Below are 19,062 nucleotides of genomic sequence, written 5' to 3'. Positions count from 1 at the left end.
GTGCTGAGTGAACGGTTCCATGGGGCGCGGATGAACAAGCAACAGTTTGAGCTGTCATCACCGGATGGGTGATGACGTGCTGCGAGAGGTGTTGGCGGATCTGGACATGACCGAGGCGAATCCGGGGTTCAAGCAATAGCGGGTATCGCTTTTGGGTAGGCCTTTTCTGCCCAGGCGATGTCGCCGTCGCTCAGCGACCAGGTTTCAGACTGGCCCCAGTCCCCGTGGGTCAGGGCATAAGGGACTTCATAGTGCATGACCGAGTCGCCATCGTAGGGCAGGAAGTCGTATTGGCTGGATCGAGGCAGAGGCAGTATGTTTTTTTGCACCGCTTGGCGATCCATTCCTGCAATGCGGCTGTAGCCTTCATAGACTTTGTCCATATTCCATGGAATATGGGAGTCCGGGTGTTGGTGGGCATGATGAGCCCCGAGTATGTGTCCGAATTCGTGCATGACTACGTACTTGAATCTGGGGTGCTTATGATTTTCTGGTAACAACATGGTCGGGTAGCCGGGATACACATCGAGTGCTTCTGTTCCGAGGACCGAGGAGCCTCCTCCGTTGTTGCCCATATTCTGTGTGATGCGGACGTCGCCTTCCTCACCAGGTACGAATTCGAACTTTAGATTGATATGCGGCAGCCATTCGCTGGCGGCTTGTTTGACGGCCAGCACGTATTCGTCATCCATGTCGTATTCATACATGGCTATCTTTAGCGTGCTGTTTTGCGGCCAGTATTTGGCCGGTTCGCTAATGTTGCGCCGGCTTCGGGAAAGGGGGTGTCCGGAGTCCGCAGCATTTTCGGTGACGGGGGCGGAAAGTTGGGGCTGAAAAACAGCAGGGGGAGTGGTGCTTATCACGTGTGACTTCCTGCGCTGAGTGAGAACGAATGTTTTGATGTATTCGTTCAGATCGCAGTAAGGTTCCGATCACACTATAAGAAGTTGTAAGCCTGCGTTTACCTGAAGCAAACGCAGGCCGGATACTCAGCGGCGACGTTGAATAAAGTCCCGAATCCGCTCGGCCGCTTCCACGCATTCCGCCAGCGGGGCAACCAAAGCAAGGCGCACACGCCCGGCACCGGGGTTGACGCCGTCTACTTCGCGTGACAGGTACGAGCCCGGCACCACGGTCACGTGCTCTTCCACGAACAAGTCTCGGCAAAAGGCGGCATCGTCGCCTTCGACATTCGGCCACAGGTAGAACCCGCCATCCGGGCTTTGTACGTCCAGCACCGGCTTGAGGATCGCCAGCACGGCGTCGAATTTTTCCCGGTACAGGTCACGGTTGGCCAGTACGTGAGCTTCGTCTTGCCAGGCGGCAATACTCGCCAGCTGGGTTTGCACCGGCATCGCGCAGCCGTGGTAGGTGCGGTACAGCAGGAAGGCCTTGAGGATGTCGGCGTCGCCGGCCACAAAGCCCGAGCGCAGGCCCGGCAGGTTGGAGCGTTTGGACAGGCTGTGGAACACCACGCAACGCTTGAAGTCCTGGCGGCCCAGTTCGACGCAGGCGCTGAGCAGGCCGGGCGGCGGGGTTTGTTCGTCGAAGTAGAGTTCGCTGTAGCACTCGTCGGCAGCGATGACGAAGTCGTATTCATCGGCCAGGGCGATGAGCTTTTTCAGGGTCTCGACCGGGATCAGCGCGCCCGTCGGGTTGCCGGGGGAGCAGAGGAACAGAATCTGGCAGCGTTCCCAGATGTCCGGCGTCACCGCGTCGAAGTCCGGGTTGAAGCCGTTGCTTTCCAGGCACGGCAGGTAGTGCGGCTTGGCACCGGCCAGGAACGCTGCGCCTTCGTAGATTTGATAGAACGGGTTCGGGCTGATGACCAGCGCATCATCGCCACGGTTAACCACGGCCTGGGTGAAGGCGAACAGCGCTTCACGGGTGCCGTTGACCGGCAGAATGTTGCGCGCCGGGTCAAGCCAGCCTTTGGGCACGTTGAAGCGACGCTCGCACCAGGCACCGATGGTTTCGCGCAATGCCGGGATACCCAGGGTGCTCGGGTACACGGCCATTTGGTCGAGGTTGTCAGCCAGTGCCTTGGCGACGAACTCAGGGGACTTATGCTTGGGCTCCCCGATGGACAGGGCAATCGGCCGTTTGTCCGGGTTCGGTTTGACGCTGCCGAGCAGGGCGCGCAGTTTCTCGAATGGGTAGGGCTGCAGTTGGTTCAGGGCGTTGTTCATGAAAGCCTCTATCACGTTGGCCACAGGGATCGTGTTTACAAGGTTAAATAATCAAATAGTCAGGCGCGTCAGCTCGACGCCCGCCTCTTGGGTCACGCTCAACTGCTCGACGATGGCTTCCTGCAAACGCAGACACAGTTCCGGGTCCGACAGCGGCTGGTTGTCGGCGTCGGTAATAAAGAACACGTCTTCCACGCGCTCGCCGAGGGTCGCAATCTTGGCGTTTTGCAACGACAGGTCGAACTCCAGGAAAATCCCGCCGATGCGTGCCAACAACCCTGGGCGATCCGGCGCGCTGAGTTCCAGCACGGTGACCGGACGTTGGGCGTCGTTGGAAATGGTCACCTGAGGCGCAAACGCAAAGTGCTTGAGTTGGCGCGGTACCCGACGCTGGATGATGGTCGGGTAGTCGTCAGGGTTGCGCAGGGCCTCGGTAAGGCCCTCGCGGATTTTTTTCACGCGCGCCGGGTTGTCGCCAATCGAGTCGCCGTCAGTGTCGAGCACGATGTAGGTGTCGAGGGTGAACTGGCTGCTGGAGGTGATAACCCGTGCGTCATGAATGTTCAGGTTGAGCTGGTCCATCGCAGCCACGGTCACCGCGAAGAAGTCGTGCTGGTCCGGCGCGTAGATGAAAATCTGCGTGCCGCCTTCGAATTCGCGCTGCGTGGTTTCCTTGATCAGCACCAGCGGGCCGCCATCAGCGGGCTGTTGCAGGATCGCGTCACTGTGCCAGGCGACGTCGCCAGCGGTGTGGCGCAGGAAGTAATCGTCGCCCAGTTGCGACCACAATTGCTCGACATCGTCCGGGTCGTTACCGCCACGCACGAGGATATCCAGGGCCGCGCTTTGGGTGCGGCGGATCTGCTCTTCGCGGTCCACCGGGTTTTCCAGGCCACGGCGCAAGGCGCGCTTGGTTTCGGTGTAGAGCTGGCGTAACAGGCTGGCGCGCCACGAGTTCCACAGCGTCGGGTTGGTGGCGTTGATGTCGGAAACGGTCAGCACGTACAGGTAGTCGAGGTGGGTTTCATCGCCGACGATCCCGGCGAAGTCGTGGATCACCTGTGGGTCGGACAAGTCCTTGCGCTGGGCAGTGGTCGACATCACCAAATGGTTTTGTACCAGCCAGACGATCAGGCGGCTGTCCCACACGGGCAATTGGTGGCGCTGGCAAAAGGCTTCGGCGTCGACCGCGCCGATTTCCGAGTGGTCGCCATGCCGGCCCTTGCCGATGTCGTGGTACAGGCCGGCCAGGTAGATCAGCTCCGGCTTGGGCAGCCTGGCCATTAGCTTGCTGGCCAGCGGGAATTTCTCTGACACCTGGGTGTACTGCAACTTACGCAGGTGTTTGATCAGATTCAGGGTGTGGGCGTCCACGGTATAGATGTGGAACAGGTCGTGTTGCATTTGCCCGACAATAAAGCCGAATTCCGGCAGGTAGCGCCCGAGTATGCCGTAACGGTTCATGCGGCGCAGGTTGCGGTGAATGCCGATCCTGCACTTGAACAGCTCGATAAACAGGCTGGTATTGCGGATGTCGTTGCGAAAATCGTCGTCGATAAGGTGGCGATTTTCTCGCAGCAAACGGATGGTATCGGCGCGCACGCCTTTGATTTCCGGCTGCTGGGCCATCAGCACGAAGATCTCCAGCATGGCGAACGGGGTGCGGCGGAACACGTTGTCGTGGCGCGCCTCGATGTAGCCGTCGTGCAGTTGGAAGCGTGAGTTGATCGGCTGCGGTGGCGCCTCGTCTTCGGGGGCCAGAATCACTTCTTCGAAGTGCTGGATGATCAGGTCGCTGAGCTGGGCAATGCTCATGACCACCCGGTAGTACTGCTGCATGAAGCTTTCGATGCTGGACTTCGCGTCTTCGCCTTCAAACCCCAGCAGGGTGGCGATGGAGCGCTGATGGTCAAACAGTAGGCGGTCTTCAGAACGCCCGGCGAGCATATGCAGGGCGTAGCGCACTTTCCACAGGAACTCCTGGGAAGAGGCCAGCAGCGCGTTTTCGCTCTCCACCAGGAAGCCTTCACCCGCCAGTGCGCGCAGGTTCAGGGTGCCGTATTGACGACGCGCAACCCACAAGATCGTCTGAATATCCCGCAGCCCGCCGGGCGAGCCTTTGACGTTGGGTTCCAGGTTGTATTCGGTGTCGTTGTACTTGTGGTGCCGGGCCTTCTGCTCGGCGCGCTTGGCCAGGAAAAACTCCTTGCTTGGCCACATGTGCGCGGTGCTGGTGACTTCGAGCATGCGTTGACGCAGGCGCTCGGGGCCGGCAATGGTGCGGCTTTCCATCAGGTTGGTGATGACGGTAAGGTCGGCGCGGGCCTCTTGGGCGCATTCGTCCACCGAGCGTACGCTTTGCCCCACTTCCAGGCCGATGTCCCACAGCAATGTGAGAAAACGCTCGATGGAATCGCGAAAGATCTCATGATCAGCGCTGTCCAGCAGGATCAGCAGGTCGATATCCGAGTAGGGATGCAGTTCGCCGCGGCCATAGCCGCCGACCGCCACCAGAGCGATATCAGCGTCTTCGCTCCAATTGAACTGTTCCCAGGCCTTTTGCAGGATGTTGTCGACGAACCAGGCGCGGTCCTCGATCAGCCGGCGGATGTCCCGCCCGCTGCGAAAGCGCGCATCGAGCACTTCGCGCGCCTGGCGGATAGCCTTCTTGAAGGCGAAAATGGGGCTCGCCTTCAAGGCCAGCTCCGCCTGGAACTGGCCACGGTCGAAGAGTTCGGGATCCACCTGGGGCATCGATCGGCTTTCCTTTCTATCTATAAGTCAGTCACAACACAGCATTGGAAAACCAGGCCAGCCTTTAAGCCGAAACGCGTGGAATCGTGTCGTCGGCGCGCAGGGTAAAGATTTCATAGCCGGTTTCTGTGACCAGCAGGGTGTGTTCCCACTGGGCCGAGAGCTTGCGGTCCTTGGTGATGGCGGTCCAGCCGTCGCCCAGCACCTTGGTGTCGGCCTTGCCCTGGTTGATCATCGGCTCGATGGTGAAGGTCATGCCGGCTTTCAGTTCCATGCCGGTGCCGGCGCGGCCGTAGTGCAAAATTTGCGGCTCTTCGTGGAACACAGTGCCGATGCCGTGGCCGCAGAACTCACGGACCACCGAGAAACCGTTCTTTTCGGCGTGTTTCTGGATCACTTCACCGATGTCGCCCAGGCGGCAGCCGGGTTTGACGATTTCGATGGCCTTGTACATGCATTCCTGAGTCACCTGGGACAGGCGCTCGGCCCAGACCGGCACGGTGCCGACGTGGAACATGCGGCTGGTGTCGCCGAAATAGCGGTCCTTGATCACAGTGACGTCGATGTTAAGGGTGTCGCCATCCTTCAACGGCTTGTCGCCGGGAATCCCGTGGCAGACCACGTGGTTGACCGAGGTGCAGATCGACTTGGGGAAACCCTTGTAGTTCAGCGGCGCAGGGATGGCTTTTTGCACGTTGACTATATAGTCGTGGCAGATCTGGTTCAGCGTGTCGGTGGTGACGCCTGGCTTGACATGCTCGGCAATCATTTCCAGCACGTCGGCAGCCAGTTTGCCGGCTATGCGCATGCCGGCGATGTCTTCGGCGGTTTTCAAACTAACGGTCATACAGGCTCTCTCTAGCGCGAGGCGCTGAAATCAATACGGTGTGCGGGCGTGCGACAAAAGGTTACAGAATTCGCACAAGCCTCAAAAAACGCGATTCTAACAGACGATGGCCTCAAATCATGAGCCCCTGATGATCGCTTCTCTCTATAGGTTAGGGGCATGTTGGCTCTATTCAAGGGGTTACATCAAAGCGGCCTGCAGCAAATGTGAATGCGTGTTCCGTTTTCGAGGATCCTGTGGTATAAAATGCGCCGCTTTCCGGGGATACCCCGCAGAGCTTAAATCCACACACGTGTCGACACGATGACCTGGGTGCCGGAGGCTTGAAGCCGCTGGTTGGTCATTGGGATACGTGGAGGCCAAACCCGACTTATTAAGGAACTATCATGTCCCAAGTCAACATGCGCGATATGCTGAAGGCCGGTGTGCACTTCGGTCACCAGACCCGTTACTGGAACCCGAAAATGGGTAAGTACATTTTCGGCGCGCGTAACAAGATCCACATTATCAACCTTGAAAAAACCCTGCCAATGTTCAACGAAGCTCTGACTTTCGTAGAGCGTCTGGCCCAGGGCAAAAACAAGATTCTGTTCGTCGGCACCAAGCGTTCCGCTGGCAAGATCGTTGCTGAAGAAGCAGCACGTTGCGGTTCGCCGTACGTCGATCACCGCTGGTTGGGCGGCATGCTGACCAACTTCAAAACCATCCGTGCTTCCATCAAGCGTCTGCGTGACCTTGAAGTGCAAGCCGAAGACGGTACTTTCGCCAAGCTGACCAAGAAAGAGGCGCTGATGCGCACTCGCGACCTGGAAAAGCTCGATCGTTCCCTGGGTGGTATCAAGGACATGGGCGGTCTGCCTGACGCACTGTTCGTTATCGACGTTGATCACGAGCGCATCGCGATCACCGAAGCCAACAAGCTGGGCATCCCGGTTATCGGCGTAGTCGATACCAACAGCAGCCCGGACGGCGTTGACTACATCATCCCAGGCAACGATGACGCAATCCGCGCTATCCAGTTGTACATGGGTTCGATGGCTGACGCTGTAATCCGTGGCCGCAACCACGTTGCTGGTGGTACCGAGCAGTTCGTTGAAGAAGCTCCGGTAGCTGCCGCTGAGTAATTGACGCCCTAGCGTTGACTCAGTAAGCAAAAAGGGGGCTTGGCCCCCTTTTTGCCACCTCGAAAACCGTTTGTCGGCACTCACTTGCACTAGCGCAACACAGCGACTGTAACGTGCGGCGGCCTACAACGGAGATTCGGGAAGAATTGATCGCCCGTTTGATCGGGTGGAATGGTTGAAAACCTATCCAAGAGGATTTTGAAATGGCAGAGATTACTGCAGCGTTGGTTAAAGAACTGCGTGAGCGTACCGGCGAAGGCATGATGGATTGCAAAAAGGCCTTGACCAAGGCCGGCGGCGACATCGAAAAAGCCATCGACGATATGCGTGCTTCGGGCGCCATCAAGGCTGCCAAGAAAGCCGGCAACGTAGCGGCTGAAGGCGCTATTGCTCTGGTTGAAGACGGTAAAACTGCCGTTCTGCTGGAAGTGAACTCGCAGACCGACTTCCTCGCTCTGCAAGACGATTTCAAGGCATTCGTTGCTGCCAGCGTCAAGAAAGCATTCGACGACAAGCTGACCACTGTTGAGCCGTTGATCGAAGCTCAAGAAGCGGATCGCCTGGTACTGGTCGGCAAGGTTGGCGAAAACGTCAACATCCGTCGCCTGGCTCGCGTTGAAGGTGATGTTGTTGGTGGTTACCTGCACGGCAACAAAATCGGCGTTGTGGTTGCCCTCAAAGGCGGCGACGTTGAACTGGCCAAAGACATCGCTATGCACGTAGCTGCCAGCAACCCTGAATTCCTGCTGCCATCGGAAGTGTCCGCTGACGCAATCGAGCGCGAGAAAGCCGTGTTCCTGAGCCTCAACGCTGACAAAATCGCTGGTAAGCCAGAGAACATCGTTGAAAACATGATCAAAGGCCGTATCAGCAAGTTCCTGGCTGAGGCTTCCCTGGTTGAGCAGGCGTTCGTCAAGAACCCTGAAATCAAGGTTGGCGAACTGGCCAAGAAAGCCGGTGCTGAAATCGTTTCCTTCACCTACTACAAAGTAGGCGACGGCATCGAGAAGCCGGTCGACGACTTCGCTGCTGAAGTTGCTGCCCAAGTTGCTGCTGCCAAGCAATAAGACGGTTTTTTAACTGTCGCCCGAAAGAGGCTGCCCGCTCACGCGCGCAGCCTCTTTTCAAATGGGAAGGCCGAATTTATTTGGATTCCTGTCGGAACTGGCTTACAAAGCCGTGTTCCGATGGCGCTGTGATAGCGTCCAGCTAGAGTAAACGCAAGCCGTAAACGGCTCGCCAAGAATTTTTAAAAATACGCCGCAGGAGAGATTCGCAATGGCTCAGCAGGGCAGTGGTTATCAGGCTCGCTATAAACGCATTCTACTCAAGCTTAGCGGCGAGGCCCTGATGGGCTCGGAAGAGTTCGGGATTGATCCCAAGGTACTCGACCGCATGGCGCTGGAAGTCGGCCAACTGGTTGGCATCGGCGTTCAGGTCGGCCTGGTTATCGGTGGCGGTAACCTGTTTCGCGGTGCTGCACTGAGCGCTGCGGGTATGGATCGGGTAACCGGCGACCACATGGGCATGCTGGCCACTGTGATGAACGCCCTGGCCATGCGCGACGCCCTCGAGCGAGCCAACATTACCGCTATCGTCATGTCGGCCATTTCCATGGTTGGCGTGACCGATCACTATGATCGACGCAAAGCCATGCGCCACCTCGATTCCAAGGAAGTGGTGATTTTTGCTGCAGGTACCGGTAACCCGTTCTTCACCACGGATTCGGCAGCCTGCCTGCGTGGTATCGAAATCAACGCGGACGTGGTGCTCAAAGCTACCAAGGTTGACGGTGTTTACACTGCAGACCCATTCAAAGACCCGCATGCCGAGAAGTTCGATCATCTGACCTACGATGAAGTGCTGGATCGCAAGCTGGGTGTGATGGACCTGACGGCTATTTGCCTGTGCCGCGACCACAAGATGCCGCTGCGCGTATTTAACATGAACAAGCCCGGCGCCCTGCTGAATATCGTACACGGCGGCGCGGAAGGGACTCTGATCGAGGAAATCGAACAATGATCAACGAAATCAAAAAAGACGCTCAAGAGCGCATGCACAAATCCCTGGAGTCGCTGAACCACGCGTTTGGTCAGATTCGTACAGGCAAGGCACACCCAAGCATTCTGGGTAGCGTGATGGTGCCGTACTACGGCACAGACACCTCCATCACCCAAGTCGCCAACATCACCGTAAAAGACTCGCGCACCCTGCAAGTCGTGGCCTTCGAGCGCAACATGCTCGGTGCTGTCGACAAGGCCATTCAGAGCGCCGGCCTGAACCTCAACCCGACCAACCTGGGCGAGTTGCTGCTGATCTCCATGCCTGCCCTGACTGAGGAAACCCGCAAGGGCTTCACCAAGCAGGCGCGCAGCGCCGCTGAAGATGCGCGTGTTGCCGTGCGTAACATCCGTCGTGATGCGTTGGGTGACTTGAAGAAGCTGGTCAAGGACAAGGAAATCAGCGAAGACGAAGAGCGTCGTGCCATCGCTGATATCGACAAGCTGACCAAGGAATCCGAGGCCCAGATCACCAAGGCCACGGAAGAGAAAGAAAAGGACCTGATGGCCGTATAAGGGATCAGGACGCCTTCATGGAAAAGACCAAGCAGACTGTGCCCTCCGCGGTGCCGCGCCATGTCGCGATCATCATGGATGGGAATAATCGCTGGGCGAAAAAACGCTTTATGCCGGGTGTCGCCGGGCATAAAGCGGGTGTTGATGCGGTACGGGCAGTGATCGAGGTGTGCGCCGAGGCCAAGGTCGAGGTGTTGACCCTGTTCGCCTTCTCCAGTGAAAACTGGCAGCGGCCTGCCGAAGAAGTCAGTGCCTTGATGGACTTGTTCTTCAAGGCCCTGCGTCGTGAGGCCAAGCGCCTTAATGACAACAACATCAGCCTGCGTATCATCGGTGATCGCTCGCGGTTCCACCCGGAACTGCAGGCGGCCATGCGCGAAGCCGAAGCCATCACTGCTGGCGCCAACCGTTTTGTGCTGCAGATTGCCGCCAATTACGGTGGTCAGTGGGACATCGCCCAGGCTGCGCAGCGGCTCGCCCGCGAAGTGCAGGCCGGCCATCTGCGGCCGGATGACATCACGCCTGAACTCTTGCAGACCTGTCTGGTAACCGGCGACCTGCCATTGCCTGACTTGTGCATCCGAACGGGTGGTGAGCACCGCATCAGCAATTTCCTGCTGTGGCAGCTGGCTTACACCGAGTTGTACTTCTCCGACCTGTTCTGGCCGGACTTCAAACACGATGCCATGCGTACTGCGCTGGCCGATTTCGCTTCCCGTCAGCGTCGCTTCGGTAAAACGAGCGAGCAGATCGAAGCTGGAGCCCGGGTTTAAATGCTTAAACAACGAATCATCACAGCACTCATCCTGCTGCCGATTGCCTTGTGCGGGTTTTTCCTGCTCGACGGGTCCGGCTTTGCGCTGTTTATTGGCCTGGTCGTAACCTTGGGTGCCTGGGAATGGGCGCGCCTGGCGGGCTTCAACGCTCAGCTGCCGCGTGTGGTTTACGCCGCAGTCGTGGCGCTGTTGTTGTTCCTGATGCATACCCTTTCCAGCACTGTCGTGCCATGGGTACTTGGCGCTGCGGTGTTGTGGTGGGTGCTTGCCACCTTCCTGGTGCTGACGTATCCGCGTACCAGCGGCCATTGGTCGAGTGTTGCCAGCAAACTGGTGATTGGCTTGCTGGTGCTGCTGCCGGCCTGGCAAGGGTTGGTTGAGATCAAAAATGCACCGATGGGCAACTGGCTCATCCTGGCCGTGATGGTGCTGGTCTGGGGCGCCGATATTGGTGCCTACTTCTCCGGTCGGGCGTTCGGCAAGCGCAAGCTGGCGCCGGCCGTCAGCCCGGGCAAAAGCTGGGAAGGGGTGTACGGCGGTCTGGCATTGACGCTGGTGATCACACTGGTTGTCGGGCTTGTGCGTGACTGGTCGGTGAAGGAAATATTCCTGGCTCTGCTGGGCACGGCCATTGTCGTGTTCATCTCGGTGGTGGGCGACCTTACTGAAAGCATGTTCAAGCGCCAGGCCGGTATCAAGGACAGCAGCAACCTGCTGCCGGGTCATGGTGGTGTGCTGGACCGTATTGACAGCCTTACCGCAGCGATCCCGATCTTTGCCGTGCTGTTGTGGATGACCGCTTCGTGAGCGGCTTGCAACAGGTCACCGTACTCGGTGCGACCGGTTCGGTCGGGCTGAGTACCCTGGACGTCATCGCTCGCCATCCCGATCGTTACCAAGTGTTCGCCCTCACCGGTTTCTCCCGCCTTGATGAATTGCTGGCCCTGTGCGTGCGTCACGTGCCCCGGTTCGCCGTAGTGCCCGAGGCAGTCGCTGCTCGAAGCTTGCAGGACGGCCTGCGCGCCGCAGGCCTTGCCACGCAGGTATTAGTGGGCGAGGAGGGCTTGTGCCAGGTCTCGGCTGACGCCGAGGTGGATACCGTGGTGGCCGCTATTGTGGGTGCGGCAGGTTTGCGTCCGACACTGGCCGCCGTCGATGCCGGCAAGAAAATCCTGTTGGCCAATAAAGAAGCGCTGGTGATGTCCGGCACGCTTTTTATGCAAGCGGTACGCAAGAGCGGCGCCGTTTTGCTGCCCCTCGACAGCGAGCACAACGCGATCTTTCAATGCATGCCCGGCGATTTTGCCCGTGGCCTGAGTCAGGTGGGTGTACGCCGGATTCTTCTGACGGCATCCGGTGGCCCATTCCGGCAAACTCCATTGGCTGAGCTGGAGCATGTGTCGCCGGACCAGGCTTGTGCACACCCGAACTGGTCCATGGGGCGCAAGATTTCCGTGGATTCGGCGAGCATGATGAACAAGGGTCTGGAGTTGATTGAGGCGTGCTGGCTGTTCGACGCACGGCCTGATCAGGTCGAAGTGGTGATTCACCCACAAAGTGTGATTCATTCCCTCGTCGACTATGTGGACGGTTCGGTGCTGGCCCAGTTGGGTAACCCCGACATGCGCACGCCGATCGCCAATGCCCTGGCTTGGCCGGAACGGATAGACTCGGGTGTGGCGCCGTTGGACTTGTTTGCCATTGCCCGGCTGGATTTCCAAGCGCCGGACGAGCAGCGCTTCCCGTGCCTGCGCCTGGCGCGTCAAGCTGCGGAAGTGGGCAACAGCGCTCCGGCGATGCTCAATGCGGCGAATGAAGTGGCTGTGGCGGCGTTTCTCGAACGGCGCATCCGCTTTCCACAGATCGCGAGTATCATCGAGGACGTTTTGAGCCTTGAGCCGGTCGTGGCTGTAGATGATTTGGGGGCAGTGTTCGAAGCTGATGCAAAAGCCCGGGCCCTGGCCGAGCAATGGTTGAACCGCAACGCGCGTTAGTCTGTGGGCAGGTTTGCGCCTTCAGGCACTGGATTGGAATGCGGAGAAATTAGATGAGTGCGCTCTACATGATTGTCGGCACCCTGGTTGCTCTGGGTGTGCTGGTCACCTTCCACGAATTCGGCCACTTTTGGGTGGCGCGTCGTTGCGGCGTCAAGGTATTGCGCTTTTCCGTCGGCTTCGGCATGCCGTTGCTGCGCTGGTACGACCGCCGTGGCACCGAGTTCGTGATTGCAGCCATCCCGCTTGGTGGTTACGTCAAGATGCTTGACGAGCGCGAAGGCGAAGTACCGGCAGATCAGCTGGACCAATCCTTCAATCGCAAGACCGTCCGTCAGCGTATCGCCATTGTTGCCGCCGGCCCGATCGCCAACTTTTTGCTGGCGATGGTGTTTTTCTGGATCCTGGCCATGGTCGGTAGCCAGGAAATGCGCCCCGTCATCGGCGCTGTCGAGGTTGGCAGCATTGCGGCCAAGGCTGGGCTGACCGCCGGGCAGGAAATTGTATCCATTGATGGCGAGCCCACCATGGGCTGGCGCGATGTCAATCTTCGCCTGGTGCGTCGCCTGGGTGAGAGTGGCTCGGTCAATGTCGTGGTGCGCGATCAGGACTCCACCGCTGAAACGCCGCGCGAACTGGCTCTGGATCGCTGGCTTCAGGGTTCCGATGAGCCTGATCCAATCAAGTCCCTGGGCATCCGTCCGTGGCGTCCGGCGTTGCCGCCGGTGCTTGCCGAGCTCGACCCAAAGGGTCCGGCCCAAGCCGCAGGTCTGAAAACCGGCGACCGCCTGTTGGCACTGGATGGTCAGGCGCTCGGCGACTGGCAGCAAGTGGTTGATCTGGTGCGTGTACGCCCTGATACCAAAATTGTGCTGAAAGTTGAGCGCGATGGTGCTCAAATCGATGTCCCTGTGACCCTGTCGGTTCGTGGGGAGGCCAAGGCGGCCGGGGGTTATCTGGGCGCCGGCGTCAAAGGCGTCGAATGGCCACCATCCATGCTGCGCGAGGTGAGTTACGGGCCGTTGGCAGCAATTGGCGAGGGTGCAAAACGCACTTGGACCATGAGTGTGCTGACGCTCGAATCCCTCAAGAAAATGTTGTTCGGCGAGCTCTCGGTAAAAAACTTGAGTGGACCGATAACCATTGCTAAAGTGGCGGGCGCTTCTGCCAAGTCGGGTGTCGCGGATTTCCTGAATTTCCTGGCTTATCTGAGTATTAGCCTTGGAGTTCTGAATTTGTTGCCCATTCCAGTATTGGATGGGGGGCATCTGTTGTTTTATCTGGTCGAGTGGGTGCGTGGTCGCCCCTTATCAGATCGGGTGCAGGGTTGGGGGATACAGATCGGTATCAGTTTGGTGGTCGGGGTGATGTTGTTAGCCCTGGTCAACGATCTGGGACGTCTGTAACGCTTCGCTGAATTGCGAATCTGCCGCATTTTGCGGCAGTTTGTTTATTGCCAGTTGGAATAAGAAAGGACTTCATGAAACGTCTGCTGCTAACTGCGGTTCTCACCGTATTGATGATCGCCGAAGTTCACGCCGAGTCCTTCACTATCTCCGATATTCGCGTCAACGGCCTCCAGCGGGTTTCCGCCGGTAGCGTCTTTGGTGCCTTGCCGTTGAACGTCGGGGAACAGGCTGATGACCGTCGCCTGGTGGAGTCCACTCGTGCGCTGTTCAAAACCGGGTTCTTTCAAGATATCCAACTGGGTCGCGAAGGTAACGTCCTGGTCATCACTGTCGTCGAGCGACCTTCCGTCGCCAGTATCGAGATCGAAGGCAACAAGGCGATCTCCACTGAAGACTTGATGAAAGGTCTCAAGCAATCCGGCCTGGCCGAGGGCGAGATCTTCCAGCGCGCCACCCTTGAGGGTGTGCGTAACGAACTGCAACGCCAGTACGTTGCCCAGGGTCGCTACTCCGCGACCGTGGAAACCGAAGTGATCCCGCAGCCTCGTAACCGTGTCGGCCTCAAGGTCAACATTAACGAAGGCACTGTGGCGGCGATTCAGCACATCAACGTGGTGGGCAACACCAAGTTTGATGATGAAGACCTGATCGGCCTGTTCGAACTCAAGACCACCAACTGGCTGTCGTTCTTCAAGAACGATGACAAGTACGCCCGTGAAAAGCTGTCCGGTGACCTGGAGCGTCTGCGTTCCTACTACCTGGACCGTGGCTATATCAACATGGATATTGCTTCGACCCAGGTGTCCATTACCCCGGACAAAAAACACGTCTACATCACCGTTAACGTTAACGAAGGCGAGAAGTACACCGTTCGTGACGTCAAACTCAGCGGCGACTTGAAAGTCCCTGAAGACCAGGTCAAGTCCCTGTTGCTGGTGCAGAAAGACCAGGTGTTCTCGCGCAAGCTGATGACCACCACGTCCGAGCTGATCACCCGCCGCCTGGGTAACGAAGGTTATACCTTCGCCAACGTTAACGGCGTACCGACTCCGCACGATGAAGACCACACTGTGGACATCACGTTCGTCGTCGATCCAGGCAAGCGTGCCTACGTGAACCGCATCAACTTCCGTGGCAACACCAAGTCTGCGGACGAAGTGCTGCGTCGTGAAATGCGCCAGATGGAAGGTGGCTGGGCGTCGACTTACCTGATCGACCAGTCCAAGACCCGTCTTGAGCGTCTGGGCTTCTTTAAGGAAGTCAACGTCGAAACCCCGGCCGTACCGGGTGTGGATGACCAGGTTGACGTGAACTACGCCGTAGAAGAGCAGGCATCCGGTTCCATCACCGCCAGCGTCGGTTTCGCACAAAGTGCCGGCTTGATCCTCGGTGGTTCGATTACCCAGAACAACTTCCTCGGTACCGGTAACAGGGTGTCCATCGGCCTGACCCGAAGCCAATACCAGAGCCGATATAACTTCGGTTATACCGACCCCTACTGGACTGCTGACGGTGTGAGCCTGGGCTACAACGCCTTCTATCGCACCACCGACTACAAAGACCTCGACGTTGATGTTGCAAGCTATGCAATCGACAGCCTCGGCGCTGGTGTCAACGTCGGCTATCCGATCAGTGAGACTTCGCGTCTGACCTTCGGCTTGACCGCGCAGCAGGACAAGATCAAGACCGGTGTATTCACCGTGGATGAGATCTTCAACTTCGTGCGTAAAGAGGGCGACCAGTTCCTGAACTTCAAGGCATCGGCCGGTTGGTCGGAATCGACTCTGAACAAAGGTGTGCTGGCAACCCGTGGTCACTCCCAGAGCTTGACGGCTGAAGTCACCACGCCGGGCAGCGACCTTTCGTTCTTCAAACTCGACTACCGTGGTCAGTTGTTCCAGCCGCTGAGCGATAACTACACCATGCGCCTGCACACTGAGCTGGGCTACGGCGACGGTTATGGTTCGACCAGTGGTCTGCCGTTCTATGAGAACTATTATGCAGGTGGTTTCAACTCGGTTCGTGGCTTCAAGGACAGCACTTTAGGCCCGCGTGGTACTCCGAGCCGTGGCGTTGCCCAGACTGGTAACGCTGGGACACAACAAGATACGGACAACGATCCGCTGCCGTTCGGTGGTAACGTGCTGATTCAAGGTGGCGCAGAGATCCTGTTCCCGCTGCCATTCGTCAAAGATCAGCGTTCGTTGCGTACTTCGGTCTTCTGGGACGTGGGTAACGTGTTCGACTCCAAGTGCGAGCAGATCATCAATCCGAGCGGCTTGAAGTCCAACACGCAATGCAACGACGTGAGCCTCAGCAACCTGGCGAGCTCGGTGGGTGTAGGCGTGACCTGGGTGACCGCCCTTGGCCCATTGAGCTTTGCTCTAGCCATGCCGGTCAAGAAACCGGATAACGCTGAAACCCAGATTTTCCAATTCTCCCTCGGCCAGACGTTCTAAGCGTCTGACCCAAGATAACGACAACGGATTCTGTAGGAGTACATCGTGCGTAAGTTGACTCAATTGGTTCTGCTGGCCACCGTGCTGGTAACCACACCGGCCTTCGCCGAAATGAAAATTGCCGTTCTGAACTATCAGATGGCACTGTTGGAATCCGACGCGGCCAAACGTTACGCAGTGGATGCCGAGAAAAAATTCGGTCCACAGCTGACCAAGCTGAAGACGCTGGAAAGCAGCGCCAAGGGCATCCAGGATCGTCTGGTAGCCGGTGGCGACAAAATGCAGCAAGGCGAGCGCGAGCGTCTGGAGCTTGAATTCAAGCAAAAGGCTCGTGACTACCAGTTCCAATCCAAGGAGCTGAACGAAGCCAAAGCTGTTGCTGACCGCGAAATGCTCAAGCAGCTCAAGCCGAAGCTCGACAGCGCAGTGGAAGAAGTCATCAAGAAAGGTGCCTTTGACCTGGTGTTCGAGCGCGGCGCCGTGATTGACGTCAAGCCTCAATACGACATCACCCGTCAGGTGATCGAGCGCATGAATCAGCTGAAGTAAGCCATGACCGCGACTATCAAGCTCGGCGAGTTGGCCGAGTTCCTGGGGGCCACCTTGAGTGGCTCCCCGGAGAAAGAAATTACTGGGCTAGCCACCTTGCAGGAGGCTGGCCCAGCTCAGTTGAGCTTCCTCGCAAATCCTCAATACCGTAAATACCTGGTCGACAGCAAAGCCGCAGCCGTGTTGCTCAAAGCTGCTGACGCCGAAGGGTTCACTGGGGATGCGCTGGTGGTAGCTGACCCATACCTGGCCTATGCCCAGGTTTCACACCTGTTTGATCCCAAGCCCAAAGCCGCCGCCGGTATTCATCCGTCTGCGGTAGTGGCCGACGATGCGCAGGTTGATCCTGCTGCTTCCATTGGTGCTTTTGCCGTGATCGAGAGCCGCGCGCGCATTGCCGCCGGTGTAACAGTTGGCGCGCATTGCTTCATCGGCGCGCGCTGTGAAATCGGTGCCGGTGGTTGGCTCGCGCCTCGTGTCACCCTGTACCACGATGTGCGTATTGGTGAGCGGGTCGTCATTCAATCGGGCGCTGTGATTGGTGGTGAAGGCTTCGGTTTTGCCAACTCAAAAGGCATCTGGAACAAGATTGCCCAGGTCGGCGGCGTAGTGATCGGCGATGACGTGGAAATCGGTGTGAATACGGCAGTGGATCGCGGGGCCTTGGCCGATACCGTGATCGGCAACGGCGTGAAGCTCGATAACCAGATCCAGATCGCCCACAACGTGCAGATTGGCGATCACACCGCCATGGCGGCGTGCGTGGGTATTTCCGGCAGCACCAAAATCGGCAAGCATTGCATGCTCGCCGGTGGCGTAGGGCTGGTGGGGCATATCGAGATTTGCGACAACGTGTTCATCACGGGCATGACCATGGTGACCCACTCGATTACCGAGCCGGGTGCCTATTCTTCCGGTACCGCCATGCAGCCGGCGGCTGAGTGGCGCAAAAGTGCAGCGCGGTTGAGGCAGCTCGACGACATGGCCCGGCGCCTCAAACAGCTGGAAAAGCGTGTTGGAGACGTGACCCCTGGCGGTAATGCTTCATCAGAAGGCTGAGACCATTTCCATATCAAGTGTGTACAGCCGCTAGACTGCCTCCTTGATTTGCTAGAGGGGCGTGCTTTTAGTCCGCCCGCCCCCAATCTTTATTACAGGCTTCCCCCCGAAATGATGGACATCAACGAGATTCGCGAATACCTGCCTCACCGCTACCCGTTCCTGCTGGTAGACCGTGTGACGGACCTCAATGTTGAGGAAAAGCGCATTCGTGCCTACAAGAATGTCAGCATCAACGAACCGTTCTTCAATGGTCACTTCCCGGCGCATCCAATCATGCCGGGCGTGCTGATCATCGAAGCGATGGCCCAGGCTGCCGGTATCCTTGGTTTCAAAATGCTCGACCTCAAGCCTGCCGATGGCACGCTGTATTATTTCGTGGGCTCCGACAAGCTGCGTTTCCGCAACCCGGTCACTCCGGGTGACCAGTTGATCCTGGAAGCCAAGTTCATCAGCTGCAAACGCCAGATCTGGAAGTTCGAATGCCAGGCCTCGGTGGATGGCAAGCCAGTGTGCTCCGCTGAGATCATCTGTGCGGAACGCAAACTATGAGTTTGATTGACCCTCGCGCAATCATCGATCCGTCGGCCGTTCTGGCCGCCGACGTTGAGGTCGGCCCTTGGTCGATCGTCGGCGCAGGTGTTGAAATCGGCGAGGGTACTGTCATCGGGCCACACGTGATCCTTAAAGGTCCGACCCGCATTGGCAAACACAATCGTATCTACCAGTTTTCCTCGGTAGGCGAAGACACCCCGGACATGAAGTACAAGGGTGAAGAAACACGTCTGGTAATCGGTGATCACAACATCATTCGTGAAGGCGTGACCATTCACCGTGGCACTGTGCAGGATCGTGCCGAGACCACGCTGGGTGATCACAACCTGGTTATGGCCTATGCGCACATCGGTCATGACAGTGTGATCGGCAACCATTGCATCCTGGTCAACAACACCGCGTTGGCGGGCCATGTGCACGTGGATGACTGGGCGATTCTGTCCGGCTTTACCCTGGTGCATCAGTATTGCCATATCGGCGCCCACAGCTTTTCCGGCATGGGCACTGCCATCGGCAAAGATGTACCTGCGTTTGTTACCGTCTTCGGCAACCCGGCCGAAGCGCGCAGCATGAACTTTGAAGGCATGCGTCGTCGCGGTTTCAGCGAAGACGCGATTCACGCCCTGCGCCGCGCCTACAAGGTGGTTTATCGCCAGGGTCTGACGGTTGAGCAGGCCCTGGCCGAACTAACTGAGCCTTCAACGCAGTTCCCGGAAGTCGCGGTGTTCCGTGACTCGATCCAGGCATCGACCCGCGGCATCACCCGCTAAC

The 19,062-nt window shown here is 58.0% G+C and carries 17 protein-coding genes; 13 read left to right on the top strand and 4 right to left on the bottom strand.

All coding sequences use genetic code 11. The features are described from left to right. Nucleotides 1-128: 128 nt before the first annotated feature. The 4 genes from Q7C20_RS14390 to map form a co-directional block, all read right to left on the bottom strand. A complete protein-coding gene (locus Q7C20_RS14390) occupies nt 129-863 on the bottom strand; it encodes a M12 family metallopeptidase (RefSeq protein ID WP_375068177.1) in 735 nt (244 codons plus the stop codon). A gap of 126 nt (nt 864-989) precedes the next feature. Then, the gene (dapC, locus tag Q7C20_RS14385) at nt 990-2,189 is read right to left on the bottom strand and encodes a succinyldiaminopimelate transaminase (protein ID WP_375068175.1); all 1,200 of its coding nucleotides are present in this window, start codon (nt 2,187-2,189) and stop codon (nt 990-992) included. A gap of 51 nt (nt 2,190-2,240) precedes the next feature. Beyond that, nucleotides 2,241-4,943 carry a [protein-PII] uridylyltransferase gene (locus tag Q7C20_RS14380; protein WP_375068174.1) on the bottom strand — a complete coding sequence of 901 codons (2,703 nt, stop codon included), beginning with the start codon at nt 4,941-4,943 and terminating at the stop codon, nt 2,241-2,243. Between the two features lie 64 nt (nt 4,944-5,007). Continuing rightward, entirely contained in the window at nt 5,008-5,790 is a 783-nt protein-coding gene (map, locus tag Q7C20_RS14375) for a type I methionyl aminopeptidase (protein ID WP_016974402.1), read from the bottom strand. Between the two features lie 386 nt (nt 5,791-6,176). On the opposite strand from map, the gene rpsB reads away from it, so the two are divergent. From rpsB to lpxA, 13 genes are all read left to right on the top strand, one after another. Next, on the top strand, nt 6,177-6,914 hold the full coding sequence (gene rpsB, locus Q7C20_RS14370; RefSeq protein ID WP_048719953.1) for a 30S ribosomal protein S2: 738 nt from the start codon (nt 6,177-6,179) through the stop codon (nt 6,912-6,914). A gap of 203 nt (nt 6,915-7,117) precedes the next feature. Next, the gene (gene tsf, locus Q7C20_RS14365) at nt 7,118-7,981 is read left to right on the top strand and encodes a translation elongation factor Ts (protein WP_375068172.1); all 864 of its coding nucleotides are present in this window, start codon (nt 7,118-7,120) and stop codon (nt 7,979-7,981) included. Nucleotides 7,982-8,192: 211 nt separating this feature from the next. Continuing rightward, nucleotides 8,193-8,936 (top strand): UMP kinase, encoded by a 744-nt coding sequence (gene pyrH, locus Q7C20_RS14360; protein WP_375068170.1) that lies wholly within the window; start codon nt 8,193-8,195, stop codon nt 8,934-8,936. Continuing rightward, nucleotides 8,933-9,490 (top strand): ribosome recycling factor, encoded by a 558-nt coding sequence (gene frr, locus Q7C20_RS14355; protein WP_348061077.1) that lies wholly within the window; start codon nt 8,933-8,935, stop codon nt 9,488-9,490. The genes pyrH and frr overlap by 4 nt, the downstream gene beginning before the upstream one ends. Before the next feature lie 17 nt (nt 9,491-9,507). Next, a complete protein-coding gene (gene uppS, locus Q7C20_RS14350; protein WP_348061079.1) occupies nt 9,508-10,263 on the top strand; it encodes a polyprenyl diphosphate synthase in 756 nt (251 codons plus the stop codon). Beyond that, the gene (locus Q7C20_RS14345) at nt 10,264-11,073 is read left to right on the top strand and encodes a phosphatidate cytidylyltransferase (protein WP_375068166.1); all 810 of its coding nucleotides are present in this window, start codon (nt 10,264-10,266) and stop codon (nt 11,071-11,073) included. Next, nucleotides 11,070-12,260 carry a 1-deoxy-D-xylulose-5-phosphate reductoisomerase gene (ispC, locus tag Q7C20_RS14340; RefSeq protein WP_375068164.1) on the top strand — a complete coding sequence of 397 codons (1,191 nt, stop codon included), beginning with the start codon at nt 11,070-11,072 and terminating at the stop codon, nt 12,258-12,260. Before Q7C20_RS14345 ends, ispC begins: the two co-directional genes overlap by 4 nt. 53 nt (nt 12,261-12,313) lie before the next feature. Further along, nucleotides 12,314-13,666, top strand: a complete 1,353-nt coding sequence (rseP, locus tag Q7C20_RS14335; protein ID WP_375068163.1) for a sigma E protease regulator RseP — start codon at nt 12,314-12,316, stop codon at nt 13,664-13,666. 74 nt (nt 13,667-13,740) lie between these two features. After that, a complete protein-coding gene (gene bamA / locus Q7C20_RS14330; RefSeq protein ID WP_375068161.1) occupies nt 13,741-16,128 on the top strand; it encodes an outer membrane protein assembly factor BamA in 2,388 nt (795 codons plus the stop codon). Between the two features lie 45 nt (nt 16,129-16,173). Next, nucleotides 16,174-16,677 (top strand): OmpH family outer membrane protein, encoded by a 504-nt coding sequence (locus Q7C20_RS14325; RefSeq protein ID WP_003189173.1) that lies wholly within the window; start codon nt 16,174-16,176, stop codon nt 16,675-16,677. 3 nt (nt 16,678-16,680) lie between these two features. Then, a complete protein-coding gene (lpxD, locus tag Q7C20_RS14320) occupies nt 16,681-17,736 on the top strand; it encodes a UDP-3-O-(3-hydroxymyristoyl)glucosamine N-acyltransferase (protein ID WP_375068159.1) in 1,056 nt (351 codons plus the stop codon). 111 nt (nt 17,737-17,847) lie between these two features. After that, a complete protein-coding gene (fabZ, locus tag Q7C20_RS14315; protein ID WP_003219309.1) occupies nt 17,848-18,288 on the top strand; it encodes a 3-hydroxyacyl-ACP dehydratase FabZ in 441 nt (146 codons plus the stop codon). Beyond that, the gene (gene lpxA / locus Q7C20_RS14310; RefSeq protein ID WP_348061091.1) at nt 18,285-19,061 is read left to right on the top strand and encodes an acyl-ACP--UDP-N-acetylglucosamine O-acyltransferase; all 777 of its coding nucleotides are present in this window, start codon (nt 18,285-18,287) and stop codon (nt 19,059-19,061) included. The genes fabZ and lpxA overlap by 4 nt, the downstream gene beginning before the upstream one ends. The last annotated feature ends 1 nt before the right edge of the window (nt 19,062 follow it).

Source organism: Pseudomonas sp. AMR01, from assembly GCF_041946035.1.
In the GTDB taxonomy this organism is placed as follows: domain Bacteria; phylum Pseudomonadota; class Gammaproteobacteria; order Pseudomonadales; family Pseudomonadaceae; genus Aquipseudomonas; species Aquipseudomonas antarctica_B.
The sequence above is the reverse complement of the archived record's forward strand: the minus strand, read 5'-3'. Positions and strand labels throughout refer to the sequence as shown.